This window comes from Azospirillum mesophilum (assembly GCF_053470405.2).
Window position 1 is genome coordinate 154,972 of the sequence record NZ_JBPXMQ020000006.1, and the last position, 25,971, is coordinate 180,942.

The 25,971-nt window shown below is 68.1% G+C and carries 22 protein-coding genes; 7 read left to right on the forward strand and 15 right to left on the reverse strand.

The genetic code is table 11. From position 1 onward, the window contains the following. Positions 1-30: 30 nt before the first annotated feature. From ACSVC7_RS09095 to ACSVC7_RS09120, 6 genes are all read right to left on the reverse strand, one after another. On the reverse strand, positions 31-1,542 hold the full coding sequence (locus tag ACSVC7_RS09095) for a TRAP transporter large permease (RefSeq protein ID WP_448205554.1): 1,512 nt from the start codon (positions 1,540-1,542) through the stop codon (positions 31-33). Between the two features lie 18 nt (positions 1,543-1,560). Further along, complete coding sequence (locus ACSVC7_RS09100; protein WP_448205553.1) at positions 1,561-2,100, reverse strand: TRAP transporter small permease subunit; 540 nt, start codon at positions 2,098-2,100, stop codon at positions 1,561-1,563. 199 nt (positions 2,101-2,299) lie between these two features. Continuing rightward, complete coding sequence (locus tag ACSVC7_RS09105) at positions 2,300-3,040, reverse strand: arginyltransferase (protein ID WP_448205552.1); 741 nt, start codon at positions 3,038-3,040, stop codon at positions 2,300-2,302. Positions 3,041-3,049: 9 nt separating this feature from the next. Then, a complete protein-coding gene (locus tag ACSVC7_RS09110) occupies positions 3,050-4,027 on the reverse strand; it encodes an alpha-E domain-containing protein (protein ID WP_448205551.1) in 978 nt (325 codons plus the stop codon). Next, complete coding sequence (locus ACSVC7_RS09115) at positions 4,024-5,508, reverse strand: circularly permuted type 2 ATP-grasp protein (RefSeq protein WP_448205550.1); 1,485 nt, start codon at positions 5,506-5,508, stop codon at positions 4,024-4,026. The genes ACSVC7_RS09110 and ACSVC7_RS09115 overlap by 4 nt, the downstream gene beginning before the upstream one ends. Before the next feature lie 219 nt (positions 5,509-5,727). Beyond that, positions 5,728-6,783 carry a flagellar motor protein MotB gene (locus ACSVC7_RS09120; protein WP_448205549.1) on the reverse strand — a complete coding sequence of 352 codons (1,056 nt, stop codon included), beginning with the start codon at positions 6,781-6,783 and terminating at the stop codon, positions 5,728-5,730. 232 nt (positions 6,784-7,015) lie between these two features. Here ACSVC7_RS09120 and ACSVC7_RS09125 point away from each other — a divergent pair, with 232 nt between their 5' ends. After that, positions 7,016-7,495, forward strand: coding sequence for a flavin reductase family protein (locus tag ACSVC7_RS09125; RefSeq protein WP_448205548.1), 480 nt, complete (start codon positions 7,016-7,018; stop codon positions 7,493-7,495). A 77-nt stretch (positions 7,496-7,572) separates the two neighbouring features. Here ACSVC7_RS09125 and ACSVC7_RS09130 read toward each other — a convergent pair whose 3' ends face one another. The 4 genes from ACSVC7_RS09130 to ACSVC7_RS09145 form a co-directional block, all read right to left on the reverse strand. Beyond that, positions 7,573-9,564, reverse strand: coding sequence for a M10 family metallopeptidase C-terminal domain-containing protein (locus ACSVC7_RS09130; protein WP_448205547.1), 1,992 nt, complete (start codon positions 9,562-9,564; stop codon positions 7,573-7,575). Between the two features lie 247 nt (positions 9,565-9,811). Further along, positions 9,812-11,041, reverse strand: coding sequence for a threonine ammonia-lyase (locus ACSVC7_RS09135; RefSeq protein WP_448205546.1), 1,230 nt, complete (start codon positions 11,039-11,041; stop codon positions 9,812-9,814). Next, entirely contained in the window at positions 11,038-13,464 is a 2,427-nt protein-coding gene (locus ACSVC7_RS09140) for a penicillin acylase family protein (protein WP_448205545.1), read from the reverse strand. The genes ACSVC7_RS09135 and ACSVC7_RS09140 overlap by 4 nt, the downstream gene beginning before the upstream one ends. A gap of 82 nt (positions 13,465-13,546) precedes the next feature. Then, entirely contained in the window at positions 13,547-15,841 is a 2,295-nt protein-coding gene (locus ACSVC7_RS09145; RefSeq protein ID WP_448205544.1) for a hybrid sensor histidine kinase/response regulator, read from the reverse strand. A gap of 144 nt (positions 15,842-15,985) precedes the next feature. On the opposite strand from ACSVC7_RS09145, the gene ACSVC7_RS09150 reads away from it, so the two are divergent. From ACSVC7_RS09150 to rsmA, 5 genes are all read left to right on the forward strand, one after another. Beyond that, entirely contained in the window at positions 15,986-16,537 is a 552-nt protein-coding gene (locus ACSVC7_RS09150; RefSeq protein WP_448205543.1) for a hypothetical protein, read from the forward strand. 69 nt (positions 16,538-16,606) lie between these two features. After that, positions 16,607-17,533, forward strand: a complete 927-nt coding sequence (locus ACSVC7_RS09155; RefSeq protein ID WP_448205542.1) for a lytic transglycosylase domain-containing protein — start codon at positions 16,607-16,609, stop codon at positions 17,531-17,533. A 57-nt stretch (positions 17,534-17,590) separates the two neighbouring features. Continuing rightward, complete coding sequence (locus ACSVC7_RS09160; RefSeq protein ID WP_448205591.1) at positions 17,591-18,436, forward strand: alpha/beta fold hydrolase; 846 nt, start codon at positions 17,591-17,593, stop codon at positions 18,434-18,436. A gap of 232 nt (positions 18,437-18,668) precedes the next feature. Continuing rightward, on the forward strand, positions 18,669-18,869 hold the full coding sequence (locus tag ACSVC7_RS09165; RefSeq protein WP_448205541.1) for a hypothetical protein: 201 nt from the start codon (positions 18,669-18,671) through the stop codon (positions 18,867-18,869). Positions 18,870-18,910: 41 nt separating this feature from the next. Next, entirely contained in the window at positions 18,911-19,780 is an 870-nt protein-coding gene (gene rsmA, locus ACSVC7_RS09170) for a 16S rRNA (adenine(1518)-N(6)/adenine(1519)-N(6))-dimethyltransferase RsmA (protein WP_448205540.1), read from the forward strand. A 116-nt stretch (positions 19,781-19,896) separates the two neighbouring features. Here the strand turns inward: rsmA and gmk are convergent, their stop codons facing one another. Both gmk and ACSVC7_RS09180 read right to left on the reverse strand, forming a co-directional pair. Then, positions 19,897-20,550 (reverse strand): guanylate kinase, encoded by a 654-nt coding sequence (gene gmk, locus ACSVC7_RS09175; protein WP_448205539.1) that lies wholly within the window; start codon positions 20,548-20,550, stop codon positions 19,897-19,899. A gap of 35 nt (positions 20,551-20,585) precedes the next feature. Next, a complete protein-coding gene (locus ACSVC7_RS09180) occupies positions 20,586-21,452 on the reverse strand; it encodes a YicC/YloC family endoribonuclease (protein ID WP_448205538.1) in 867 nt (288 codons plus the stop codon). 125 nt (positions 21,453-21,577) lie between these two features. Between ACSVC7_RS09180 and ACSVC7_RS09185 the strand changes: the two genes are divergently transcribed. Further along, a complete protein-coding gene (locus ACSVC7_RS09185; protein WP_448205537.1) occupies positions 21,578-22,339 on the forward strand; it encodes an SDR family NAD(P)-dependent oxidoreductase in 762 nt (253 codons plus the stop codon). Positions 22,340-22,439: 100 nt separating this feature from the next. On the opposite strand, the gene ACSVC7_RS09190 is transcribed toward ACSVC7_RS09185, so the two are convergent. From ACSVC7_RS09190 to ACSVC7_RS09200, 3 genes are all read right to left on the reverse strand, one after another. Next, positions 22,440-22,946, reverse strand: a complete 507-nt coding sequence (locus tag ACSVC7_RS09190; RefSeq protein WP_448205536.1) for a class I SAM-dependent methyltransferase — start codon at positions 22,944-22,946, stop codon at positions 22,440-22,442. Positions 22,947-23,196: 250 nt separating this feature from the next. Further along, positions 23,197-23,880 carry an exopolysaccharide biosynthesis protein gene (locus ACSVC7_RS09195; protein WP_448205535.1) on the reverse strand — a complete coding sequence of 228 codons (684 nt, stop codon included), beginning with the start codon at positions 23,878-23,880 and terminating at the stop codon, positions 23,197-23,199. Next, a complete protein-coding gene (locus tag ACSVC7_RS09200) occupies positions 23,877-25,769 on the reverse strand; it encodes an ABC-F family ATP-binding cassette domain-containing protein (RefSeq protein WP_448205534.1) in 1,893 nt (630 codons plus the stop codon). The genes ACSVC7_RS09195 and ACSVC7_RS09200 overlap by 4 nt, the downstream gene beginning before the upstream one ends. Positions 25,770-25,971: the final 202 nt, after the last annotated feature.

Genomic DNA, 25,971 nt, shown 5'->3' on the forward strand with positions numbered 1-25,971 from the left:
GGGCTTTCCTGTTTTTCGACGATTTGATGATTACTGCTTCTGCAACTGCTTCATCAGGTCGGCGTTCGGATCGTCGGCGGGCTGGTCCGGGGTGCCGAAGGGCGGCGGGGGCTCGCCGTTGTCGAACTGCGGGATCTCGATCTGGATTTTGTCGATGTCCACCTTCTCACCACGATCCAGGCCGGAGAAGACCAGGTCGGGGAAGATGATGACCAGGGCGACCATGATCAGCTGGATGATCACGAAGGGCACCGCACCCCAGTAGATCTGGCCGGTGGTGATCTTCGCGATGATCTTGCCGGTGATCTTGTCCTTGTAGTCCTCGCGCGGCGCGACGCTGCGCAGGAAGAACAGGGCGAAGCCGAAGGGCGGGTGCATGAAGGAGGTCTGCATGTTCACGCCCAGCAGGACGCCGAACCAGATCAGGTCGATGCCCAGCTTCTCCGCGACCGGCCCGAGCAGCGGCACGATGATGAAGGCCAGCTCGAAGAAGTCGAGGAAGAAGGCCAGCACGAAGACCATCAGGTTGACGACGATCAGGAAACCCAGCTGGCCGCCCGGCAGGCTGGTCAGCAGATGCTCCACCCACAGGTCGCCGTTGACCGCGCGGAACACCAGGCCGAACACCGTCGAACCGATCAGGATGAACACCACGAAGGACGACAGCTTCGCGGTCGTGTCCATGGCCTGCTTGAGAAGACCGAGGCTGAGCTGGCGCTTCGCCATCGCCAGGAGCAGCGCGCCCGCCGCGCCCATGGCGCCGCCCTCCGTCGGCGTCGCGATGCCGAGGAAGATGGTGCCCAGCACCAGGAAGATCAGGACCAGCGGCGGCACCAGCGAGGTCAGCACGCGCAGCAGCAGCTTCGCCCCGCGCAGCGACCGCGCCTCCGGCGGCAGGGCCGGGGCGAAGCTGGGCTTGACGATGGTGATGATCAGGATGTAGCCGGCATACAGGCCGGTCAGCACCAGACCCGGAACCATCGCGCCGGCGTACATGTCGCCGACCGAACGGCCGAGCTGGTCGGCCAGCACGATCAGCACCAGCGACGGCGGGATGATCTGCGCCAGCGTGCCCGACGCCGCGATCACGCCCGACGCCAGCCGGCGGTCGTAGCCGTAACGCAGCATGATCGGCAGCGAGATCAGGCCCATCGAGATTACCGACGCGGCCACCACGCCGGTCGTCGCGGCGAGCAGCGCGCCGACGAAGATCACGGCGTAGGCCAGACCGCCGCGCAGCGGGCCGAACAGCTGCCCGATGGTGTCGAGCAGATCCTCCGCCATGCCGGACCGTTCGAGGATCAGGCCCATGAAGGTGAAGAAGGGAATCGCCAGCAGCGTGTCGTTGCGCATGATGCCGAACACGCGCTCCGGCAGGGCCTGGAACAGCGCGGGCGTCAGCAGCCCTAGCTCCACGCCCACAAGTCCGAACATGAGACCGTTGGCGGCCAGCGCGAAGGCGACCGGGAAACCCATCAGAAGAAAAACGATCAGCGCCGCGAACATAAACGGCGCCATGTTGGCGGCGAGCATCTCAGCCATGATTCGGTTCCCGCCTTCTTAGGAGTGGCTGTGCATCTTCTCGCCGGGCTCGTCGATGACGCCGGCAAGGAACGCGATGCGCTTGATCAGTTCCGACAGCCCCTGCGCGCTGAGCAGGAAGAAGCCGGCGGGAACCAGGAACTTGGCCGGCCAGCGGATCAGGCCGCCGGCGTCGCTCGACATCTCGTGGGTGCGGAAGGAATCCATGAACATGGGCCAGGACAGCCACATGATCAAAAGCGCCATTGGGAACAGGAAGAACAGGATCCCGAAGACGTCCACCGCCGCCTGCACCCGCTTGGAAAAGCGGCCCAAAACGATGTCGATGCGGATGTGCTCGTTGCGCAGGAACGTGTAGCCCGAGCACAGCAGGAAGATCGCCGCGAACAGGTACCATTGCAGCTCAAGCCAAGCGTTCGAGCTGTAGTTGACGCTGTAGCGGACGACCGCGTTGATGGCACTGACCAGCACGGCGACCAGCACCAGCCATGTGACGAGCTTGCCGATGCCGTTGTTCACGGCGTCGATCAGCCCGCTGATACGGAGCAGGAATCTCAACGGAGTGCCCCCCTGTGGATGTCGCGGGATTTTCCCGCTCTGTCTCTTTTTGTTGTCCGTTGATCGAGGCCGTGGGTGGCGCCGATCCAATCTTAAATGGTAACACCATTGGGTGTTTTTCAGGCGCAATATTCCGCAGATGTCCTGCTTTTGGCAAGAGTCTGGACGGCTGTGTACGGGATTGCCCTGATATGCGGTATCAGCGGGGGGGATCGTCCGGCAACCGGTACCAACCGTCGCGCCCCAGCGCCTCCAGGGGGCGGAACTTGGCCTTGTAGGCCATCTTGCGGCTCTGCTCGATCCAGTAGCCGAGATAGACGTAGGGCTGCCCTTCGGCCTGCGCGCGGTGAAGCAGGCTGAGGATCATGAAGGTGCCCAGGCTGCGCTGGTCCTGCCGCGCGTCGTAGAAGCTGTAGACGGCGGAAAAGCCGTCGGTCAGCCGGTCGGTCAGCATGCAGCCGACCAGCCGGCCGGCGGCGTCGCGCGCCTCGAACAGGCTGGTGTCGGCGCGCCCCTCGTCCACCATGGCGGCGAAGTCGGCCATCGCCATGCGCGCCATGTCGGACTCGCCGTGGCGGGAGTTTTGGTAGTTGGCGAACAGCCGGTACTGCTCCGCCGTCGCGATGGCCGGCGCCTCGTGCAGGGTCAGGTCCTGGTTGGCGCGGATCACGCGCTTCTGCGACCGGCTGGGCTGGAAGGCTGCCGCCGGGATGCGCACCGGGACGCAGGCCTGGCAGTTGGGGCAGACCGGCCGGTAGACGATGTCGTGGCTGCGCCGGAAACCGGCCCGCGACAGGGTGGAGTTGACCTCCGCCGAGCCGGGGCCGAGCAGCCGGGTGAACAGCTTTCGCTCCACCCGTCCCGGCAGATAGGGGCAGGGCATCGGCCCTGACCGGAAGAACTGCTGGAGCGGGCGGTGCTGCGGCTGGATGACCGACATGGAGTCCGGCTATTGCGACTGGGTCTGGGATTGGACGGCGACATCCTGGCCGAAGAAGGCCCGCCCGATCTCGGTGGTGATGCCGGAAAGCTGCCCTTGCACCCAGTCCAGATACTCGTGCAGGCCGCCGTGGATCACCTCGTCGATCGGACGCGCCAGAAGCGCCCCCAGCAGCTCGTCCACCTTCTCCATGGCCTCGCTGCCACCACGCAAGGTGTAGCGCGACTTCAGGCGGGTCAAGAAGCCATCGATCTGTCGCACACACATCACAACGGATCGCGGGAAACCTTCGTTGAACATCATGAAGCCGGCGACCGTCGTGGGCGTCATGCCGCGCGGGTAGACGCGCCGGAAGGCGTGGTATCCGGCGGCCGAGCGCAGAACGGTGGTCCACTGGCTCATGTCCAAGGTGGAGCCGACGTCCAGCGGCGAGGGCAGCAGCGTGTGGTACTTGATGTCCAGCAGGCGGGTGGTCTGGTCCGCCCGCTCGATGTACTTGCCCAGCTGGTAGAAATACCAGCCCTGGTCCCGGTAGAAGGTGCCCTCGGTGATGCCGGTGTGGGTCTGGCACTCCTCCTTGATCCAGGTGCAGACCTTGGACAGGTTGGACAGGGCCACGTCCTTGCCGTTCATCTCCACGAGCTTGTTGTGGAACACGTTGATCTGCGTCCACATCTCGGTCGAGATCCAGGGGCGCAGGACGCGCGCGTTCTCCCGCGCCATGCGCAGCATCGACACCAGCGAGTTCGGGTGCTGGGTGTCGAACATGTAGTAATGGACCACCGCCTCCGCCGTCGGCCGGTCGTGGCGGCTGAAGAAGTCCTTTTCGTCGGCGTTCAGCTGGACGATGGAGAACCAGTTGGTCGTGCCCCGCGTGTCGCGCGCGAAGGTCTCGTGCACGTCGAGGATGCGGGCGAGGTTCTCGGCACGCTCCATGTAGCGCGCCATCCAGAAAATGCACTCCGCGTAACGGGCCAGCAGATTCACGACGCGCCCCCTTCCTGTGCCCCGTCCTGAAGCACCCAGGTGTCTTTCGAACCGCCGCCCTGGGACGAGTTGACGATCAGCGTACCCTTCTTCAGCGCCACGCGGGTCAGACCGCCGGGCAGGACCCAGGTGTTCTTTCCGGTGATGGCGAAGGGGCGCAGGTCGACGTGGCGCGGCTCGATCCCGTCCTCGGTCACGGTCGGGCAGACCGACAGGTCGACGACCGGCTGGCTGATGTAGTTGGCGGGATCGGCCAGCAGCTTGGCCCGAGCCTCCGCCAGCTCTTCCCGGGTGGCGCGCGGGCCGATGGTGATACCGTAGCCGCCGGCCTCGCCCACCGGCTTGACCACCAGCTTGTCCAGGTTGTCGAGCGTGTATTGCAGGGAGTCCGGCTCCCGGCAGATGCGGGTGTCGACGTTGGGGATGATCGCGTCCTGGTCCAGGTAGTATTTGATCATCCGCGGGACGTAGCAGTAGATCGCCTTGTCGTCCGCCACGCCGGTGCCGATGGCGTTGGCGAGCGCCACGTTGCCCTTGCGGTAGGCCTCCAGCAGGCCGGGGACGCCGAGCATGCTGTCCGGGTTGAAGGCCTTGGGGTCGAGGAAGGCGTCGTCGATGCGGCGGTAGATCGAATCGACGCGCGCCAGACCGTTGGTGGTCTTCATGTAGACCCGGTCGTTCTCGACCACCAGATCGCGGCCCTCGACCAGCGGCACGCCCATCTCGCGCGCCAGGAAGATGTGCTCGAAATAGGCCGAGTTGTAGGAGCCCGGCGACAGCAGCACGACCTGCGGGTCGGCCACGTCCTGCGGCGCGATCTCCATCATCGCGTCCAGCAGCTTGTGCCCGTAGTTGTCGACCGGGCGGATGCCGATGTCCTGCATCAGGTCGGGGAACACGCGCTGCATCATGTGGCGGTTTTCCACCACGTAGGAGACGCCGGACGGCACGCGCCCGTTGTCTTCCAGCACGCGGAAGGTGCCCTCGCGGTCGCGCACGAGGTCCACGCCCATGATGTGGATGTAGGTGTCGAAGGGCACGTCCAGCCCGACCATCTGCGGCCGGAAGCAGCCGTTGCCCAGGACCAGATCGGCCGGGATGACGCCGTCCTTCAGGATTTTCTGGTCGTGGTAGATGTCGTGGAGGAACAGGTTCAGCGCGGTGACGCGCTGGTTGATGCCCGCCTCCAGATGCGCCCATTCCCTGGCGGAGATGACGCGCGGGATGATGTCGAAGGGTAGGATGCGGTCGACCGCGTCCTTGTTGGAATAGACCAGGAAGGTGATGCCGAGATTGTAGAGTTCCCGCTCCGCATCCTGGGAGCGCCGTCGCAGCTCCTCGAAATTCAGTCCGGCCAGTCTCTGCCGGATCAGCGCCGCGTGATCGGCTGGACGTTCACGGCCTCCGAACAATTCGTCGTAATAGAGGCCGGGATCGTAAGTTGACAAAAGGTCGGTCGCCTTGCCCTCGGGTACGCTCACAGACTCCCCCGCAGCTTACGCTCTCAATTGACCGATGCCGTTCGGCAATGGTGTGTCCAAGGAAGTATGGACCAACATTTTGCGTTTTGAACAGGGGCAAACGTTCCGAACGTTGTGCGACGCAATGTCAAAACAAGAACGCGTCGATAAGACGGCAAGAATCTGACGCTTAGAGACCAGTGGTCGACGCTTAGGTGCCGCCGGCGTGCGGCTTTGGTCTCAGCGCGGCGCGGCGGAATTGTCGGCGGGCTGAGTCTCGCGCAGAAGCACCATGCTGACGCGGCGGTTGCGCGGGTTGCCGGGCTGGTCGGGCACCAGCAGTTCGCGGTCGGCGCGGCCGACGACGTCCTGGATCCGGTTCTCCGGAATGCCGCCGGCGGTCAGGGCGCGGCGCGTGGCGTTGGCGCGCTCCACCGACAGGTCCCAGTTGTCGCGCCCCATGCCGGAGGTGAAGGGCGTGCCGTCGGTGTGGCCGCTGATCGACAGCTTGTTGGGCAGCTTCGCCAGCGCCTTCGCCACCTGCATCACCAGCTGGCGGGTCTGCGGGTACATCTGGCCGGACCCGCCGGGGAACATGGACACGCGGTCCTGGTCCACGATCTGGATTCGCAGGCCTTCCGGCGTCTGGTCGATCATCAGGTTCTGGGCCAGCGGCTCCAGCTCCGGCACCGACTGGATGGCCTGACGGATTTCCGTGGCGGCCTGCTGGAACTGGCGGGCCTCCTTCTGGCCTTCCACCAGCTTTTCCGCCCCGTCCTTCACGCGGTCGGCGAAGTCGGACAGCTTTTCGCCCGGCTTCTGGCCGGGAACGCCGACCTGCTTGGCCTGCTCCTCCAGCCGCTTCTGGTAGTCCATCCGCGACTCGTTGGGCTTCTGCTCGGTCGGGGAGGCCGAAGCCGACGCTTCGGTGGGGTCGGCGGACTCGTCGGTCTCCTGAGTCGCGTAGCCCGGCGGGCCGGAGACCGGCACGTCGGCCGACACCGGCGAGGAGGGGGAGAGCTGTGCGCCCGGGGCGGTGATGGTGCGCCCGCCCAGCATGCCGCCGGAGCCTGACTGTTCCCGGCTGACCGACATGGGCGAGAAATAGTCGGCGATGCCCTTGCGCTGGTCCGAGGTGGTGACGTTCAACAGCCACAGCAGCAGAAAGAAGGCCATCATCGCCGTCACGAAGTCGGCGTAGGCCACCTTCCACGCGCCGCCATGGTGGCCGCCGTGCCCGCCCTTCTTCTTTTTGATGATGATCGGCTGTTCGGTGCCGGCAGGGTTCGCGGCCATGGTTCCCTAAGGAGGTTGGTAGGGAGGTTGGGCGCCTCGGATGGCGGGGCCTTATTCAGCGTCGAAAGCTTCGGGCCTCATCCTTAAGATCCATTTAATGGGAATGGACGTGCGTCTGGTTGCCGTATCCGGTTGTAAGGGGCCGGTTGTGAAGACAGATCCGGCTTGCACCGAACGTCCGGGTGGGTTAAGCCCGCCGGATACCGCTCCGTCGAGCCGAACACAGGCCGCCATGACCTTCGATTCTCGGGCATTCCGCAACGCCCTCGGTTGCTTCGCCACCGGCATCGCCGTCGTCACCACGATCGCCCCGGATGGGGAGCGCATCGGTGTGACGGTGAACTCCTTCTCGTCGGTGTCGCTCGATCCGCCGCTGGTGCAGTTCTGCCTGGGCCGCGCCGCCATGTCCTTCGACGCCTTCACCAAGGCCCCGTCCTTCGCGGTGAACATCCTGGCGGAGGGGCAGGCCGACCTGTCGGCGCGCTTCTCCAAGCGCGACCTGCAGGAGCGCTGGGAAGGCGTGGGCGTGGAGCGCTGGGACAGCGGCGTGCCGATCCTGTCCGGCTGCCTCGCCAACCTGGAATGCGACCGCGAGCACGTCTACGAGGGCGGCGACCACGTCATCATCGTCGGCCGCGTGCGCCGTCTGGCCGGCACCGAGCAGGGCAACCCGCTGCTGTATTTTCGCGGCGGGTATCAGCGGATCGGCTGATCGGCGACCTTTGATGCGGTGATGGAAAAGGCGTTCGTCGGTTCCCCAACGAACGCCTTTTGCTCAATGCCCCGGGCTTATCGGAGCGTGAAGGCCAGATAGTCGGTGCCGTTCACCTGGCCGGGGGTGACCAGGATCGAACCGGACGACTTGCCAGTGATGGTCATGCTCATATCAATGGTGCCGTTGGTGTCAAGGTCGATGTGTGCCGTGGCGCCCTTATACCCCTCCGCACCAGACATTTCCGCCCAGGTCAGCTTGGACACCCCGTTCTTCCAGCCCCAGGCGGTGACCCACTCGCCTTTCTCCAGGTCGGTCACCGTGGACCAAGTGACGCCGCTGCTGCGGCCATCGACGAAGAAAGTGTCGTTCCCGGAACCGCCGGTCAGGAAGTTGGAATCGACGCCCCCGTCCAGCACGTCGTCACCGGCGTCACCATCGATGGCGTCGTCACCCCCGACCGTGTTGATGAAGTCGGCCTGGGAGGTCCCCCGCATCGCCTCGCTGTCGTTCTCTCCGATGTGCATGTTCTTAAGCCAGGAGACGGGCCCGGAATAGGCCTTCATCTCCACTTCGCGGCGGATCCCTTTGCACCAGACCGCGAGACGCCGACTCGGATCAATGGGGGGATCAATGGGGCCCGGTGGTTCAACAATCATAGGCCCAAGTACCCCTTTAGAAAAGAGGGCTTTGGGCAACTTGGCGGGAGCGTCTGAAGCGGCGATGGTGCGGTCGGTGAAAGACAAGTATTCGATGCCGCTCAGCCGATCGGTGATGCCGAGAGCCGGGACGTTGAGAATCAGCGCATTACCCTCGGTGGCCACGGCCACATCGGATGACGCCACGGTGTAGACGGCGGTGTCGGTCCCAAGCCCGCCGTCGAGGAAATTCTCGCCGAGGCCGCCAATCAGCGTGTCGTCGCCGTCAAGCCCCATGATGGTGTCGTTGCCGGCGCCGCCGTCAAGGCGGTTGTTGCCGTTGATGACCGTGAAGGTGCCATCGGCGGCGATGTTGGGCATGGAATTCGTGCCGAATATCGTGTCGTTGCCGGCGCCGCCGATGACGTTCTCGATGCTGACGCCCTTGGCGATGGACAGGTTCCGGCCAAATTCACCGGGATTGAGGTCGATGGCGAGGCCGGCGGTCGCCCCCGAGGCGTCGATGGTGTCCGTGCCTCCTGCGTCCCAGATCGCGGCGGTCGGAAGACTGCCGTCGATTTTGTAGACGTCGTTGCCGGTGCGGGTCGTCCAGTTGGCGCCGTACCAGGACTGAAGAACCTGGATGTCCGCGATCATCGGGCCGATCGGGTTGAAGGTCCCGCCGGACGGCGCGGTGTTGGACATCATCGTCCATCCCGTGTGCCACGCGCCGTTGACGGCGCGCGGATCCCCCGCCGACGCAAGGGCGTCACCAGCGTCGAAGGAATTCGTCAGGCCGAGGGCGCGGCCGATCTCGCGCAGTGTGACCGCATAGGCGCTTCCCCCTCGGCTCATGTCGTCCGGAATGCCGGAACGGTCGGCGTCGAAAGCGACGAAGCCGCTGGACAGGACGGTGCTGGAGGGGCCGAAGGCGTAGGACGCCGTGGTCGGGTTGGATTCCAACTGCGTGTCTTCGACGAAGCGGAGTTGCCCGACCAGCGCACCGGACGCGCCCGGGCTGGTGGTTGGACCACCGGTGGCGGTTTCCGCGATCTCGACGAAGCGGATGTTGGCCACGTCCGCGACGCTGGCGAGTGCGCTGCGGATCGCATCGCGGCGTGCGGCGCTCAGCGGAGCCGGCGTTATGCCGCCGGTGGCGACGGCCGGACCGCCGGTCTCGTAGAAGGAATAGGTCAGCGTGACCGGCTGCGGCGAGACGGTGGAGCCCCATTTCCCGTAAGGCGATCCCGCCGAGCCGATAGGCGACATGGACGGGTCCGACAAGGCCGTGGGTGTGGTGACCACGGCCCCGCGGGGAAGGGCAGGATCGGTGCCCAGCGGGCCGCCGTCGATGTCGGTGACCGGGCGGTTGGCGGCTGTGAGGCCATAGACGGTGGAGATGGAGGTCGGAACCCAGGATGCAAGGGACATGTGCATTCACCCGCCAGAAACACAAGCCAAGTGATCGTTTGGCGCCGTGTATACTCGCGGCATGCGTTTCATGCAAATCGCGTGTTGTTCACGTAAAAAGAAGCGGCGATCTGTCGCATAGTACGATTTCAGGGGGCGGTCTGTCTGAATATGGCGATATGAGTGTTGTGGCAGCGGTGAAATTCTTTGATATCTAAGATATTTGGCCATTCTGGTGTGCTGTCGAGCCTTTCGTGCTGTTTGGGCTTCACGAAACCTCGGTCATCAGCTCCGTCGGGAAGCCGGCCTCTTCCATCTTCGCGACGAGCTGGTGAACGTGGGTGCGGTCGCGGGTTTCCAGCACCACGTCGATTTCCGCCATCTTGACCGGCACGTCGTGGAACAGGCGCTGGTGGTGCACCTCCACGATGTTGGCGCCGGCCTCGCCCAGCAGGCGGGCGACGCGGGCCAGCGCGCCGGGGGCGTCGGTGATGCCGATGCGCAGGCGGACGATGCGGCCTTCGTAGACGAGGCCGCGCATCAGCACTTGCGCCAGGATTCGGGCGTCGATGTTGCCGCCGGACACGACGACGCCCACGCGCTTGCCGGTGAAGCGCGCCGGGTTCTCCAGCACGGCGGCGAGCGCTGCGGCGCCGGCCCCCTCGGCGACCAGCTTCTGGAGGGTGGCGAGGCGGTAGACGGCCTCCTCAAGCCGCGTCTCGCCGACCTCGAACACATCGTCCACATGGCGGCGGACCAGCGGCAGGGTGACGCCGCCGGGGGCCTTCACGGCGATGCCCTCGGCGATGGTGGCGCCGCCGCACTGGATCGGCTGCCCGGCGAGAGCCTGCCGCATGGACGGGTACATGGCGCACTCCACGCCGATGATCTGGATGTCCGGCTTCAGCGCCTTGGCGGCCACCGCCATGCCGCCGATCAGCCCGCCGCCGCCGATGGGCACCACCAGAACGTCCAGGTCGGGGGCGGCCTCCAGCATCTCCAGCGCGGCCGTGCCCTGGCCGGCGGCGATCAGCGGGTCGTCGTAGGGGTGGACGAAGATCAGCCCCTCCCGCGCCGCGAGGTCGTGGGCGAAGGCCGCCGCATCGCTCAGCGTATCCCCGTGCAGTTCGACCTTGGCGCCGAAGCTCTCCGTCCGCTCCACCTTGGTGAAGGGGGTGAAGCTCGGCATCACGATGGTCGAGCGGATGCCGAGGCGGCTGGCGTGGCAGGCCACGGCCTGGGCGTGGTTGCCGGCCGACATGGCGATGACCCCGGCCTGCCGCTCCGCCTCCTCCAGCGAGAGCAGCTTGTTGAGCGCGCCACGCTCCTTGAAGGAGCCGGTGTAGTGCTGGTTCTCCAGCTTCAGCAGGATGGTGCAGCCGGCCAGTTCGGACAGGCGGGGCGACGCCTCGGTCGGGGTGACCGGGAGCAGGCCCCGGATGCGGTCGGCGGCGGTGCGGATGTCGGCAAGCGTGACGGTCGGAGGGCTTGTGGTCATGAGGAGTTCCCGGTGTCGCGGGGGGTGAGCGTCAGCCGCTTGGCGCCCTCGGCGGCAAGCGCGCCGGGGTCGCCGGTCAGGCGCAGCGTGCCGCCGTCGCGCCAGCTCCGAACCAGATCGCCCCAATAGGGCGACAGCGGATTGCCGGACTGGCCGGTGGCGATCATGAAGCGGGAGTTGCCGAGGTCGGCGAGGTCGTAGACGGCCCGCAGGCCCGCCCCATGCACATGGGCGAAGGGCTGCTGCGGGTCGCGCGGGCGGGTCGTGCCGCGGTTGACGGTGAAGGCGCCGCCGTCCGTCTCGATGGTCAGGTCGAACAGGCGGTCCAGCAGGGGGATCCGCCCCAGCAGCCGGTGGGTCAGGTCGGCCTTGTGCTCGTCGCCCCAACGCCACTTGGCCATGTCGGGGCCGTGCCGTTGCTCGATCTGGGCCAGGGCGGACTTCAGCGCGCCGGTCACGACCGCGTCGCAGGTCTCCTTCACCGGGGTCGTCACGTCGTCGCACCATTGCGGCGCCTCGGTCAGGACATGCTTCACGGCGCGCGGGCGCAGGTCCCAGTAGGGCGGGAAGAGGGTGCCGAGCTTGTCGGCGAAGAGGGTGCGGACCAGCTCCCGCAGCCACCAATCGAAGATCAGCGGCTCCGGCCGGTCGCGGTCCATGCGGCCGTCCCAGGCCTTCAACCGGCCGACCGCCTCGGCCATGCGCGGGCCGTCCACCGGGGCCTTGAGCAGCAGTGGGAGCAGGTCGAGCGCCGGCAGGGACAGGGTGTCGAGCTGCTGGGCCGCCACCTCCTCGACCGTAAAGCGGCCGGTGCCGAGCATCTGCTCGATGCGGCGGGCGCGCGCCGGGTCGGGCCAGTCGGTGGCGAGAAGGTAGGGGTAGCCGGGGCCGACCACCGCGTTGTTGGCGTTGACGAACTGGCCGGAGGGCGGATCGACCGCCTGGGGCAGGGAATCGAAGGGGATGTAGCCGGCCCAGTCGTATTCGCCGGTCCAGCCCGGCACCGGAACCCGCCCGTCGCCGGCCCTCCGCACGGGCACCAGTGCTGGGGAGAGAAAGCCGACCGTCCCGTCCGTGTCGGCGTAGACCACGTTCTGCTGCGGGGCGACGTGGAGGAACAGAGCCTCGCGCACCGCCTCGGCGTTGGCGGCGTGGTTCAGGCGGTAGAGTGCTTCCGCGGACGTGTCCTTGACGTTCAAGGCGGGGGCGGTCAGGGCGGGGAAGGCCAGCGCCAGCACATGCCCTTCCGGCGCGATGCCCTCCGTGTCGGGGGAGGTGAGAACCGGGCCGTGCCGGGTCTCGCGCACCGTCAGGGTCTCGTCGGGCTGGCCGGCGATGTGGATCGTCTCCGTGCGGGTCGCGAAGGGCTGGGAGCCGTCGGGAGTGATGTAGCGGGTCGGATCCTGCGGGTCGATCTTCTCGATGAAGATGTCCTGCGTGTCGCTGTGGGTCGTCGTGAATCCCCAGGCGACGTGCGCGTTGTGTCCCAGGATGTGCAGCGGCACGCCGGGGATCGTCGCCCCGGCGATGCTGTGCGAGGGCGTGACGATGCGCGCCAGATACCAGAGGATCGGCGCCTCAAGCCCCAGATGCGGGTCGTTGGCGATGATCGGCTTGCCGGTCGCGCTGCGGCCGCCGGCCAGCGCCCATTCGTTGGAGGCCGTGTCGAAGCCGAGGTCGGGCAGGGCGGCCAGCGCCTTTTGCAGGTCCATGCCCTTCAGCTCGGCGGCCAGGGTCACGGGGGCGCCCGGCGGGTCGGCGGGGAAGAGGTCCTGCACCTGCTCCGGCGACAGGTTTTGCAGGAGCCGGGCGCGGTACAGCTCGTCGTAGGAGTTGCCGGACAGCTGCAACGCCATCAGCTTGCCCCAGACGATGCTGTCGGCGGGCTTCCAGGGCTCCGGTGTATGGCGCAGAATCTGGAATTCGATGGGCAGGGCCTCGGTCCGCGTCTCCAGATAGGCGTTCACGCCCGCCGCGTAGGAATCGAAGGCGCCGCGCGCGTCGGCCGGCATGGCGTCGTAGGCGGCCTGCGCGCGGCGGTAGACGCCGAGCGTCCGCATGGACCGGTCGATCCGAAGCGACCAATCGCCGAAGCGGGTGCCCACCAGTTCCGACAGGCGGCCGGCGCCGCTGAGGCGCATGGTCTCCATCTGCCACAGCCGGTCCTGGGCGTGGACGTAGCCCAGCGCGAAATAGGCGTCCCGCTCCGTCGCCGCGAAGATGTGGGGGATGGCGTGGCGGTCGCGGAGGATCTCCACCGGACGGTCGAGCCCCGGCACGGTGACCGCGCCGGCGTGGGCCGGCATCTGCTCCCGCATCCACAGCAGGAAGCCGCCGGCCCCCACGGCGGGGACCAGGACCAGCAGCGCCAGAAGGGCGAGCACGACGGCTGCGGCACGGCGGGCTACGGCACGGCGGATCATCCGGGCTCCGTTCGCGGTGTCCTCAACAGATGGTGTCCGAACAGGGCGCCGCCAAAGCCGTTTCGCGCTTTACGTCGCCCCGTCACGCCGCTGACGAGAGGACGTCGCGCAGCAGGGCCGGGGAGACCGGTTTGTGCAGCAGGCGGTGGCCGCTCTGCTGCACCTCGGCGATGCGCGCGGGGTCGGTGTCGCCGGTCAGCACCACCGCCGGCACGCGCACGCCGCACACCCCGTAGATGTCGCGGATGGCCTGGAGACCGGTCCGGCCCTCGCGCAGGCGGTAGTCGGCGACGATCACGCTCGGCCGCTGGTCGAGGTTGGCGAGCGTCTCCACGGCTTCCTCGGCGGACATGGCGGCGACCACCTGATACCCCCACTCCTCCAGCATCGCCCGCATGCTGAGCAGGATGATGGCGTCGTCCTCCACCACCACGACGAGGCCCTGGGCGGCGGATGTGGCGGCGGGCTGGTCCACGGAACGCCCGTTGGGCACGGCGCGCGCTGTGACGGAGGGAACAGTCAGGCAGAAGGCGCTGCCGCGGCCGGGAACGGAACGGAGCGTGACCGGGTGCTCCAGCAGCCCGGCCAGCCGCCGGACCACGGCGAGGCCAAGCCCCAGCCCCTTGCGCCGGTCGCGCTCCGGGTTGGCGAGCTGGGTGAACTCCTGGAAAATGGCGCCGTGATGCTCCGCCGGGATGCCGATGCCGCTGTCCAGCACCTCGATCCGCAAATCCGGGCCGGCGCGGCGGCAGCCGATGAGGATCCGGCCGCTTTCGGTGAAGCGGATGGCGTTCTCGATCAGGTTGCGCAGGACGCGCTCCAGAAGGGCGGGGTCGCTGCGCGTCCATCCGCTGGTCGGGACGTGCCGCAGGGTGATGCCGGCCTCCGCCGCGCGCGGGGCGTATTCGGCGGCCAGCCGCTCCAGCAGGGGGCCGAGCGCGAATTCGGTCACCGCCGGAGTCACCACCCCGGCGTCCAGCCGCGACACGTCCAGCAGGCTGTCCAGCAGCAGCCGAAGGCCGTTCAGCGACTCGCTCATGCTCGCCAGAATGGGCGAGGCGGGGTGGCCGTTCAGCCGGTCCGACAGGGCGTGGGCGAAGAAGAACAGGGATTGCAGCGGCTGGCGCAGGTCGTGGCTGGCGGCGGCCAGGAACTTGCTCTTCGCCATGTCCGCCTGTTCCGCCCGGTCCCGGGCGGCGAGCGCTTCCTCCCGCGCGCTCTCCGCCTCGTCCTTGGCGCGGCGCAGGGCGTCCTCGGCCGCCTTGCGGGCCGTGATGTCGCGCATGATGCCGGTGAAGAAGCGCCGCTTGCCGCCCTGCCATTCGGCGACGGACAGTTCCAGCGGGAAGGTGGAGCCGTCCTTGCGCCGCCCTTCCACCTCGCGCCCGATGCCGATGACCCGCCGCTCCCCGGTCTGCCGGTAGCGCGCCATGTAGCCGTCGTGGCCGCTCTGGTGCGGCTCCGGCATCAGCAGGCGGACGTTGGCGCCGATGGCCTCCTCGGCTGTGTAGCCGAAGGTCGCCTCGGCCGCCCGGTTGAAGGACAGGATGGTGCCGGTTTCGTCGGTCACGACGATGGGGTCCACCGCCGTATCGACGATGGAGCGGTGGCGCGCCTCCTGCTCGGCCGAGCGCTCCTCTTCGCGGCGGCGGTCCAGCAGCGTGGTGGCGAGCGCCAGCGACAGGATCAGGATGGTGGCGCCGCCCGTGGCGACGGCGACCAGCGGGGTGGACAGCACCGCGCCATCCCCTGGAACGGCCCCCGCAACAGCCCCTGCAACGGCTGTCGCGGCGTGATCCGCGTGGAAGGACGCCGCGGCCATGCCGGTGTAGTGCATGCTGATGACCGCAAGGCCCATCACCAGCCCGCCGGCCAGGCGCTGCAAGGCGCTGGCGGTGCGGAAGGCGAGCCACAGCGCGGCGGTCGAGGCGGCGACGGCGATCGCCACCGACAGGGCGACCAGCCCCGGATCGTAGCCCAGCCGGGCCGGCATCCGCACGCCCGCCATCCCGACGTAATGCATCCCCACGATGCCGAGCCCGGTCAGCGCGCCGGCCACGGGCAGCGTAGCGCGGCGCGGGACGCCGCGTGCCACCGCGAACAGGCCGGTCCCCGACACCGCGACGGCGAGCAGGAAGGACAGCGCCGTCAGGCCGATGTCGTAGGCGACCGGCATCGGCGCGCGGAAGGCCAGCATGCCGACGAAATGCATCGACCAGATGCCCGCCCCCAGGGCGAGCGCCGCCCCGGCAAGCCACGCGCTGCCCCCGCGCCGCGCCTCCCGGGCGTGGGAGGCGAGGTCGAGCGCGACGTAGCTGCCGAAGGATGCCACCACCACCGACAGCACGACGAGGAATGGGTCGTAATAGCCAAGCACGATGGGAAAACACCGAAAGGGCAAAGGGCGCGGACGCGCAAGCGCAGGAGTGTTACATAGGGGAAAGCGGCGGCCCGCCCAATCCGACGAACGGACCCGTCGCCGCTGCCGAAAGTTGTAGGGACCACGCTGATCGGAGGAGAGATGGCCCAGGCGTCCGAGCCCCAATGGAAAGAGGGCGGCCTGAAGCGGTGGGTGGTTCGGCCGGTGCTGACGGTGCTGGCGGTTCTCTACTTCCTCATCGACGCGGTGGTCCTTGCGGCGATCCGGCCTTTGGCGGCGTGGATCGGGCGCCTTCGCCTCTTCGCCCGGATCACCGCCTGGATTTCGCGTCTCGGCCCTTACCCGACGCTGGCGCTGTTCGTGGTGCCGCTGATCATCCTGGAACCGGCCAAGCCGGTGGGCTTCTACCTTCTGGGCACGGGCCATGCGGTGCAGGGGGTTCTGGTCATCGGCATCGCTGAAGTGCTGAAGGTCACGCTGGTGGAGCGTCTGTTCCGCATCAGCAAGGACAAGCTTCTGACGATTCCCGCCTTCGCTTGGTGCTACGTCCGCGTGGTCCGCTGGCTCGACTGGCTGACGTCGCTGCCGCCCTGGGTCGCCGTGAAGCGGGTGGCCGCAAGGGTGCGGGAGGCGGCGCGGCACAGGCTGGGGCTCCTGCGCGGCTGGGTGTGGCGGCTGGCAAAAAGGGGGTAATTGGGCCAAAATCCTGTCGATTCATGGATTCCCTCGCATAGTTTCTCCGGTTCGGAGGAAGGTGTCGGCATGTCCGTGCGCGCGTTATCCATGATTTCGGCGGGGGTTCTGGCCTCCCTTTTCCTCGCGGCCCCCGCCGCGTCGGCTGCGGAGCCGAAGCACCGGACGGCCGTGGTGCGTGGAGGCACCCATCCTTCCATCACCACCGGCACGTCGACCAAGCTGGCGCTTTCATCGACCAAGCTGGCGCTCCGTGCGCCGGTGACGGCGGCGCAGAGGGACGCGCGGCTCAGCGATTGCGAGGCGGCGGAGAAGGGAGACCCGGACGCCGCCTACCGCGTCGCGCGGCGGTTCCTGTTCGGCGTCGGCGTGCGGCGCGACCGGCGGGTCGGCACGGCGTGGCTGCGCGCCGCCGCCTCGCAGGGGCATGCGGAAGCGCGCAAGCTGGTCAAATACGTGCCGGGACGGCTGGGGCATGTCCGCCCCTGGTGCCGGCCGGGCGCCGCTCCCCTGCGGGAGATCGGGCCGCCGCCCCCGGAGATCGTCGCGCTGGTGACGGAGCAGGCGCCGAAGTACGGGCTCGACCCCGCGCTGGTGCTGGCGGTGATCCAGGTGGAAAGCGCCTACCGCTCCGACGCCGTGTCGCCGAAGGAGGCGGCGGGGCTGATGCAGCTGATTCCCGACACGGCGGAGCGGTTCGGCGTGGGCGATGTCTTCGACCCGGCGGAAAACATCCGGGGCGGCATCAAATATCTGCGCTGGCTCTTGGCCTATTTCCAAGGCGACGTTACGCTGGCCCTTGCCGGCTACAACGCGGGCGAGCGGGCCGTGGACCGCTTCAAGGGCGTGCCGCCCTATGAGGAAACGCGGAACTACGTGCGCGCCATCCGGCGCCTGTATGACGCGCCGCGGCACCCGTTCGACGCGGAGGTGGCGGACCCGTCGCCGCTGGTGGCGCGCCAAGCCGCCGAACTGGCGCGGCCCAACAAGGGTTGACGGCAGCGGGCGGAAAACGATCGGAAAAACGACCAAGGGGAGACCACCGCCGTGCCGATGTCCGAACGCAGCTTCCTCGGCCTCAGCGCGGCCGGCTTCCACAGTGTCGCCTACACCCAGTGGGGGCGCGACGACGCGGAGCGCACCGTGGTCTGCGTGCATGGGCTGACCCGTAACGGGCGCGATTTTGACGCGCTGGCCCTGGACTTGGTCGACCGCTACCGGGTGGCCTGCCCGGACGTGGTCGGGCGTGGCCGGAGCGGCTGGATCCCCGTGCCCTCGCTCTACGGCTATCCCCAATACTGCGCCGACATGGCGGCGCTGATCGCCCGGCTGGGGGTGGAGCGGGTGGACTGGGTCGGCACCTCCATGGGCGGGCTGATCGGTATGATGCTGGCGGCCCAGCCCAACAGCCCGATCCGCCGGCTGGTCATCAACGACGTCGGCCCCTTCATTTCCAAGGTCGGCTTGCAGCGCATCGCCGACTATGTGGGCAAGGACCCGGTGTTCGAGGACATCGCGGCGGTGGAATCCTACCTGCGCTTCGTCCTGATGGGCTTCGGCCAACTGCCGGAGGAGGCGTGGCGCCACATGGCCGAGCACAGCGCGCGGGTTCGCCCGGACGGGCGCTATGGCCTCGCCTACGATCCGTCCATCGCGGAGGCCTTCAAGGCGCAGCCGATGGACGACGTGGACCTGTGGGCCATCTGGGACCGCATCCAGTGCCCGGTGCTGGTGCTGCGCGGCGAGACGTCGGACATCCTGCTGCCCGAGACGGCGGAGGAGATGACCCGCCGCGGCCCCGGCGCCCGTCTGGTGGAGTTCCCCCACGCGGGCCACGCCCCGGCCCTGATGACCGAGGATCAGATCGCCGTGGTGCGCGGGTTCCTGCTGGAGGATTGAGGGACTTTACGACGCATGGGCAGCGCGGGCCGGCGTCGGTAAAGATGTCCCGTCGGCGGCAATCCTGCCGTTCGATGATTGGAGGGTAGACGATGCGAAAGCCGCGTCTGACCCTGTGGTTGAAAATAAGGGCGATGGGAGTCGTGATCCACATCGCCCTTCAGATCAACTAGCAGGTGGGTGGTCGGGTTCATGACCCGGCCGCCTACCCTCCAAACATAAGCGAGGGCGTATGGCGCGGCAAGTCTCCAATGCGGTTTCGGCGGTGGTCGCGGCGGTCCTTGTGGGGCTGGCGGTCGGGGCGGTTCTGCTGGTGACGTCGGGGCTGTTCCTGGCGCTGGCCGTCGGCGTTCCGCTGATGATCGTGCTGGCCGTGCTGATCGGCCTTCTGACCGGAAAAGCGGAAATCCGCATCGAGCGCCGTGACGGTTGATGGCCCGTGACGATCGACCGGTGGCGTTTTATAAGGACGCCATGACCGAGACCGATTCCGCCGCCAACCCCGCCGCCACCCCCGCCTTCGACCCGCAAGCCCTGCCGCCGCTGCGCGACGTGATCGCCCGATTCGGGTTGGACGCCCGCAAGGCGCTGGGCCAGAACTTCCTGCTCGACCTGAACCTGACGGGCCGGATCGCGCGCTCGGCGGGGGACATGACCGGCGTGACCGCCATCGAGGTCGGTCCCGGTCCCGGCGGGCTGACGCGCGCGCTGCTCGCCACCAAGGCGCGGCAGGTGATCGCCATCGAACGGGACCACCGCTTCATCGAGGCTTTGCAGGACGTGGTGCAGGCGGCCAACGGGCGCCTGAACATCGTGGAGGCCGACGCGCTGGAGGTCGATCCGGTGGACCTTGCCCCAGCCCCGCGCGCCATCGTGGCGAACCTTCCCTACAACGTGGCGACGCCGCTGCTGATCGGCTGGCTGGCGCGGATCGAGGAGTTCGTCAGCCTGACGCTGATGTTCCAGAAGGAGGTCGCGGACCGGCTGGTTGCCAAGCCCGGCAGCAAGGCCTACGGGCGGCTGTCGGTCATCACGCAGTGGCGGGCCGACGCGAGGGTGCTGTTTAACCTGCCGGCCAAGGCCTTCACGCCGCCGCCGAAGGTGGCCTCCACCGTCGTCCACCTGACCCCGCGCGCCAACCCCGAGCCGGCGGAGTGGAAGGCGCTCGAACAGGTCACCGCCGCGGCCTTCGGCCAACGCCGCAAGATGCTGCGCCAGAGCCTGAAGAGCCTGGGAAACGCGGAAGCCCTGCTGGCCGCGGCCGGCATCGAGCCGACCGCGCGGGCGGAAGAGGTGGATGTGGCGGGATTCGCCGCGCTGGCGCGAGCGCATCGCGGGCGATAACCGCGGCCCCCTCCCTAACCCTCCCCCTCTTCGAGGGAGAGGGGACTGCCGCCGCTCTGCCAAAAACTCCCTCTCCCGCGCGAGCGGGGGAGGGTCGGGGAGGGGGCAAAAGCGCCTTACAGCGCCGCCTGCACGGCCTGCACGAAGCCCGGAAGGCCGACCTGGCGGGTGCGGCGCAGGCGTTCGGCGCGGAGGATGGCCTGAACGGCGTTCACGCTCTCTTCCACGTCGTTGTTGACGATCACATAGTCGTATTCGGCCCAGTGGCTGATCTCGTCCGAGGCCTTGGACATGCGCTGGGCGATCACCTCCGCCGAGTCCTGGGCGCGGGTGCGCAGGCGGCGCTCCAGCTCCTCACCCGAGGGCGGCAGGACGAAGACGCTGACCAGGTCGGCGCGGGCGTTGGCGGCCAGCTGCTGCGTGCCCTGCCAGTCGATGTCGAACAGCACGTCCCGGCCGGCGCCCAGCGCCTTTTCCACAGTGCTGCGCGGCGTGCCGTAGCAGTTGCCGAAGACACGCGCGTGCTCCAGCAGTTCGCCGGCCTCGGCCATGCGGTCGAACTCCGGCATGTCGACGAAATAGTAATCCACGCCCGGCTGTTCGCCGGGGCGCATCGGGCGCGTGGTGACGGACACCGACATGGTGATGCCGGGGTCGCGGTCGAGAAGGCGGCGGGAGATGGTGGTCTTGCCCGCCCCGGAGGGGGAGGACAGCACGAGCATCAGGCCGCGCCGGGAAATGGGCTTGGCGGTCATGTCTTTCGGGGCCATGGCGGACGTGTTCGGTAAAACCTGTTCGACAAAACTTATTCGATGTTCTGGACCTGCTCGCGCAGCTGCTCGATGGCGGCCTTCAGCGACAGGCCGATGCGGGTCAGTTCCACGTCGGCGGACTTGGAGCAGAGCGTGTTGGCCTCGCGGTTGAACTCCTGGCACAGGAAGTCGAAGCGGCGGCCGATGGCGCCGCCCTCCTTCAGCATGTCGCGGGCGGCCTGGATGTGGGCGCGCAGGCGGTCCAGCTCCTCCCGCACGTCGGCCTTGGCGATGAGGATGGCGGCCTCCTGGGCCAGCCGCTCCTCCGGCAGGGCGGGCGAGGCGTCGAGCAGGGCGGCGACCTGGCTGCGCAGGCGCTCGCGGAGCGCCTCGGGCTGGGTGCTGGCGCAGGCCGAGGCGGCGGCGACCAGCCGTTCGATCTCTTCCAGGTGGCCGTTCAGGACGGTGACGAGGCGCGCGCCCTCCGACAGGCGGGCGACGACGAGCTGGTCGATCAGGCGGGCGAGGTCGGCCTTCAGAGCGGCTTCCACGCGCTCGCGCGCCTCGCTCTCGTCCTCCTCCACCGGCTCGATGATTCCGCGCACGGACAGCAGCGAGTCGAGTCGCGGCGCGGCGGCCCCGGCGCCTTCGATCTCGCGCGCCAACTCCAGCACCTGGGCCAGCAGTTCGCGGTTGATGCGCAGCTGTGCCACCGCCTGGCTGCGGTTCACCGTCAGGTTCAGGTTGACGCTGCCGCGGGCGAGGCGCTTCGGGATTTCCGCGCGGGCCACGGCCTCCAGCGTGTCGAAGCCCGAGGGCTGGCGGCAGCGGATGTCGAGGTTGCGCCCGTTGACGCTCTTCACCTCGAAGGTCCAGGAATAGCCGTCGGCGTGCCCGTCCACGCGTGCGAAGCCGGTCATGCTGGATACAGCGGGGCGTTGGGCGGACAAAACGGCCTCGACTACAATTTGTGGGATCTTGAGGCTCAAGTTATAGCGGCGAGCGGCCGAGGCAACAAGGCCAAGCCACAAGAACAGGAGGGGATATGCGCGACCCGCGCTCCATCGTCATCACCGGCGCGTCGAGCGGCATCGGGGAGGAACTGGCCTATGTCTACGCAGCCACCGGCGCGGCGCTGGCCCTCACCGGGCGCGACGCGGCGCGGCTGGGCGCCGTGGCGGAGCGCTGCCGGGCCTTGGGGGCCACGGTGGAGAGTGCGGTGCTCGACGCGGCGGACCGGGACGCCATGTCCGGCTGGCTGGCGGCGGTGGACCGGCGGGCCCCCGTCGATCTGGTGATCGCCAACGCCGGAATCTCCGCCGGAACGGGCCACGGCACGGAGAGCGAGGAACAGGCGCGGCGCATCTTCCAGGTCAACCTGGACGGGGTGCTGAACACCATCCACCCGCTGCTGCCGGCCATGCAGACGAGGCGGCGCGGGCAGATCGCGCTGATGGCCTCGCTGGCCAGCTTCCGGGGCATGCCCGGGGCGCCCGCCTACTGCGCCAGCAAGGCGGCGGTGCGGGTCTACGGCGAGTCGCTGCGCGGCGATCTGGCAGGGCAGGGGATCGGCGTGTCGGTGATCTGTCCCGGCTTCGTGAAAAGCCGCATGACGGCCGTCAACCGGTTCCCGATGCCCTTCCTGATGGACACCGACCGGGCCGCGCGGGTGATCCGGCGCGGGCTGGCGCGGAACAAGGCCCGGATCTCCTTCCCCTGGCCGATGGCGGCGGCGGTGTGGCTGCTCGCCGCGCTGCCGCCCGGCCTGACGGATGGAGTGTTGCGGCAGGCGCCGCGCAAGCCGTGAAAATGGCTTCGGAGGGGTGTTGGGTTTCGCTGGCGCTCAACCCAACCTACACGATCCACCGTAGGTTGGGTTGAGCGCCAGCGAAACCCAACGGCGACCCTTACGCCTTCCAGTAGCCCCAGACCGAGGCCGGCGGGACGTTCAGGGGGGTGAAGCCCAGGCGCTTGCCCTTCAGGCCCAGCGTGCGCTGGTTCAGCGGGGAACCGACGCCGTAGGTGTAGAGGATGAAGCGCCCGCCTTCCGGCAGGATCTTGAAACAGGCCTCCACGACCTCCTTCTGGACGCGCATCGGCAGGTTCAGCATGGGGATGCCGATGACCACCGTGCCGACCTTACCGACCAGATTCGGGCCGAGCACGTCCGGCGCCTTGCGGCAATCGGCGTGAACGACGTTCACGTCCGGATAGTGGCCGCGCAGGTAGTGGCTGAGGTGGTCGTCGATCTCGAAGGTGAAGATGCGCTCGCCGGGGATGCCGGACTGAAGAAGAGACTTGGTGATCGCGCCGGTGCCGCCGCCGAATTCGACGACCACCTGGTCCTTGGCGCAGACGACGTGCTGGCGGATCAGTTTGCAGAGGGCTCCGGATGACGGAGTAACGGAACCCATCGAAAGGGGATTTGCCATCCAACGCTGGAAGAAAAGCCACGCGGCCGGCGGCGTCTTGCCGCTTTTTTCTTTTTCGGCGACGGTGATTTCCGTTGGTGTCATTGATCGGCCTTTCGCCGTTGGCTGTTGAGCGATTTTTGCCCCGGGGGCTAAACAAGCAAGAGCCGCCGGGGGTCCCGAACCTAACGATCCCGTAAGGGCACTTATGTCGCATCCTCCACCCCCCTGCAACCCGCAGGAAGGTCGGGGGTTATGTCGATGGGGCTAAGGCAAAAAGCTCTTGACCAGCGTAGGAAAGGCCGCTCGCGACCAGCGCGAAGAACACCAGCGCGGCGACGGTCAGGCCGAGACTGACGGCGATGGCCGCCCCGTCGCGCTCGATCAGGCCCAGCGACAGCAGCACCAGCGCGAAGCCCGGCAGCCAGCCGGTGAGGGGCAGCGGCACCACGCAGGTCAGCGACAGCAGCAGAATGAGGAAGCCGAACCAGCGTTCCCCGTCGATGGTGGCGAAGCGGGGCAGGCGCGGCTTCAGCATCCGCTCGATGCCGGTCAGCCGTGGCATGGCGGCGTCGATCATGCGCCGCGCCATGCCATGGCCGACGGAACGGCGCAGCAGCCAGTCTGGCAGGGCGGCCCCGCGCCGGCCGAAGGCCATCTGGGCGGAGAACAGCAGGATCGGCAGGTCGAACAGGCAGGACACGCCCAGCGGCACCGGCGCCACGGTCGGCAGCGACAAGGCCAGCAGGATGGTGCCCAGCGAGCGGTCGCCCAGGGCCGCGATCAGGTTGCCGAGCGACACGCGCTCGCCCGGCAGGTTGTCGCGGAAGGCCGCCAGGACGTCTGATGTGCGTTCCTCCGGAACGGCGGATGTGCGTTCCTCCGCCTCCTCCGGCGCGGCCGACTCGGTGTAGGGCACGTCGCGGGACGCGCTCATACGCCGGCCTCCGCAGCCGCGGACTCGTAGGCTTCCAGGAACTCCAGCCAGCTTTCCTCGGCGGCGGCGAGCTTCTTCTCCACCACGCCCAGGTCGATCTGAAGCTTTTGCAGCTTGTCGCTGGGGCCGCTGTAGAGGGTGGGGTCGGCGAGCTTCGATTCGATCTTGCCCTTCTCCTCGGTCAGCTTGTTGACCAGGGCCTCGGCGTCGCCGGCCTTCTTCTTCAGGGGCGCCAGCGTGGCGCGCGCTTCGGCGGCCGCGCGGCGCTGGTCCTTGCGGCTGGGGCCGGAGTCGGCGGCGTCGCCCCTGGCGCCGGCGCGTTCGGCCCGTGCGCGGTCCAGCAGGAACTTGCGGTAATCGTCCAGGTCGCCGTCGTAGGGCTGGACCGTGCCGTCGGCCACCAGCAGCAGCCGGTCGGCGGTCAGCTCGATCAGGTGCGGGTCGTGGCTGATGAGGATGACGGCGCCCTCGAAACCGTTGATGGCTTCGATCAGGGCCTCACGGCTGTCGACGTCCAGATGGTTCGTCGGTTCGTCCAGCATCAGGATGTGCGGCGCCTCGCGGCTCATCAGCGCCAGCAGCAGGCGCGCCTTCTCGCCGCCCGACAGGTCGGCGATGCGCGTTTCCGCCTTGCTCTGCTGGAAGCCGAATCGGCCGAGGTGGGCGCGCACCTTCTCCTCCGGCGCCAGCGGCATGATGCGCTGGGTCTGCTGGATGGGGGTGAGCGACAGGTCCAATTCGTCCTGCTGGTGCTGGGCGAAATAGCCGACGCGCAGCTTGTTGGGCCGCCGCATCTCGCCGGCCATGGCCTCCAGCCGGCCGGCCAGCAGCTTGACCAGCGTGGACTTGCCGTTGCCGTTGGCGCCCAGCAGCGCGATGCGGTCGTCCATGTCGATGCGCAGGTTCACGCGGCGAAGGATCGCCCGCTCGCCGTAGCCGATGGTGACGCCGTCCAGCGCGATCAGGGGCGGGGGCATTTCCTCGGGCTGGGGGAAGTTGAAGACGACTTCGGCGTCGTCCTCCATCAGCGTGATGGACTCCAGCTTCTCCAGCGCCTTCAGGCGGCTTTGCGCCTGGCGGGCCTTGGTGGCCTTGTAGCGGAAGCGCTCCACGAAGGCCATCATGTGCTTGCGCTTGGCCTCCTGCTTGGTCGCCATGGCCTGCAGCCGCTCCTGGTTGGCGCGGCGCTGCTTCAGGAACTGGTCGTAGTTGCCGGCGTAGGTCACCAGCTTGCCCTGGTCCACATGGATGGTCGTGGTGGGGACCGAGTTCAAGAGGTCGCGGTCGTGGCTGACCAGCAGGATCGTGTGCGGGTAGTTCTTGAGATAGCTCTCCAGCCACAGGGTGGCTTCGAGGTCGAGGTGGTTGGTCGGCTCGTCGAGCAGCAGCAGATCCGGCCGCGCGAACAGCACGCCGGCCAGCGCCACGCGCATCCGCCAGCCGCCGGAGAAGTCGGAGCAGGGGCGCTGGTGCGACTCCGCATCGAAGCCGAGGCCGGAGAGGACCTGCGCGGCGCGCGACGGGGCGGAGTGCGCCTCGATGTCGGCCAGCCGGGCGTGGATCTCGCCGATGCGCATGGGGTCGGTGGCGGTCTCCGCCTCCGCCAGCAGGGCGGTGCGCTCCGTGTCGGCGGCCAGCACGGCGTCAAGCAGGCTGACGGCGCCGCTCGGCGCCTCCTGCGCGACCATGCCGATCTTCGTGCCGGTGGGCACGGTGATCGCCCCGGCGTCCGTCTGGAGCTGGCCGGCGACGAGCTTCAGGAGCGTGGACTTTCCCGTGCCGTTGCGGCCGACCAGCGCCACGCGATGGCCCTTCGACACGACCGCGGTGGCGCGGTCGAAAATCACGCGTCCGCCATAGCGGAACGTCAGGTCGTTGATGTGCAGCATGTCGGGTGCCGGTGTAGCACGAGCCCGGCCCCGATTTGAAGGGACACCGGTCGGCTTTGCCCTTATGGCTGCCCTGCCACGACCATCCACGGCGGCTGCCGCGCCGAACGGGTTGGCGTGCCAAACGGGTTGCCGTGATTGAAAAGCGCCTATATAACCCCGCGCAACCGGCGCCCCGGCCAATCGCGCGGCGCCTAAAACG

Excerpts from the sequence above, each read along its gene's own strand:
- ACSVC7_RS09095 (WP_448205554.1), bottom strand. The coding sequence starts at position 1,542 with ATGGCTGAGATGCTCGCCGCCAACATGGCGCCGTTTATGTTCGCGGCG.
- ACSVC7_RS09105 (WP_448205552.1), bottom strand. The coding sequence starts at position 3,040 with ATGTCGGTCATCCAGCCGCAGCACCGCCCGCTCCAGCAGTTCTTCCGG.
- ACSVC7_RS09120 (WP_448205549.1), bottom strand. The coding sequence starts at position 6,783 with ATGGCCGCGAACCCTGCCGGCACCGAACAGCCGATCATCATCAAAAAG.
- ACSVC7_RS09125 (WP_448205548.1), top strand. The coding sequence starts at position 7,016 with ATGACCTTCGATTCTCGGGCATTCCGCAACGCCCTCGGTTGCTTCGCC.
- ACSVC7_RS09130 (WP_448205547.1), bottom strand. The coding sequence starts at position 9,564 with ATGTCCCTTGCATCCTGGGTTCCGACCTCCATCTCCACCGTCTATGGC.
- ACSVC7_RS09135 (WP_448205546.1), bottom strand. The coding sequence starts at position 11,041 with ATGACCACAAGCCCTCCGACCGTCACGCTTGCCGACATCCGCACCGCC.
- ACSVC7_RS09140 (WP_448205545.1), bottom strand. The coding sequence starts at position 13,464 with ATGATCCGCCGTGCCGTAGCCCGCCGTGCCGCAGCCGTCGTGCTCGCC.
- ACSVC7_RS09150 (WP_448205543.1), top strand. The coding sequence starts at position 15,986 with ATGGCCCAGGCGTCCGAGCCCCAATGGAAAGAGGGCGGCCTGAAGCGG.
- ACSVC7_RS09155 (WP_448205542.1), top strand. The coding sequence starts at position 16,607 with ATGTCCGTGCGCGCGTTATCCATGATTTCGGCGGGGGTTCTGGCCTCC.
- ACSVC7_RS09160 (WP_448205591.1), top strand. The coding sequence starts at position 17,591 with ATGTCCGAACGCAGCTTCCTCGGCCTCAGCGCGGCCGGCTTCCACAGT.
- ACSVC7_RS09165 (WP_448205541.1), top strand. The coding sequence starts at position 18,669 with ATGGCGCGGCAAGTCTCCAATGCGGTTTCGGCGGTGGTCGCGGCGGTC.
- rsmA (WP_448205540.1), top strand. The coding sequence starts at position 18,911 with ATGACCGAGACCGATTCCGCCGCCAACCCCGCCGCCACCCCCGCCTTC.
- gmk (WP_448205539.1), bottom strand. The coding sequence starts at position 20,550 with ATGGCCCCGAAAGACATGACCGCCAAGCCCATTTCCCGGCGCGGCCTG.
- ACSVC7_RS09180 (WP_448205538.1), bottom strand. The coding sequence starts at position 21,452 with ATGACCGGCTTCGCACGCGTGGACGGGCACGCCGACGGCTATTCCTGG.
- ACSVC7_RS09185 (WP_448205537.1), top strand. The coding sequence starts at position 21,578 with ATGCGCGACCCGCGCTCCATCGTCATCACCGGCGCGTCGAGCGGCATC.
- ACSVC7_RS09190 (WP_448205536.1), bottom strand. The coding sequence starts at position 22,946 with ATGGGTTCCGTTACTCCGTCATCCGGAGCCCTCTGCAAACTGATCCGC.
- ACSVC7_RS09195 (WP_448205535.1), bottom strand. The coding sequence starts at position 23,880 with ATGAGCGCGTCCCGCGACGTGCCCTACACCGAGTCGGCCGCGCCGGAG.
- ACSVC7_RS09200 (WP_448205534.1), bottom strand. The coding sequence starts at position 25,769 with ATGCTGCACATCAACGACCTGACGTTCCGCTATGGCGGACGCGTGATT.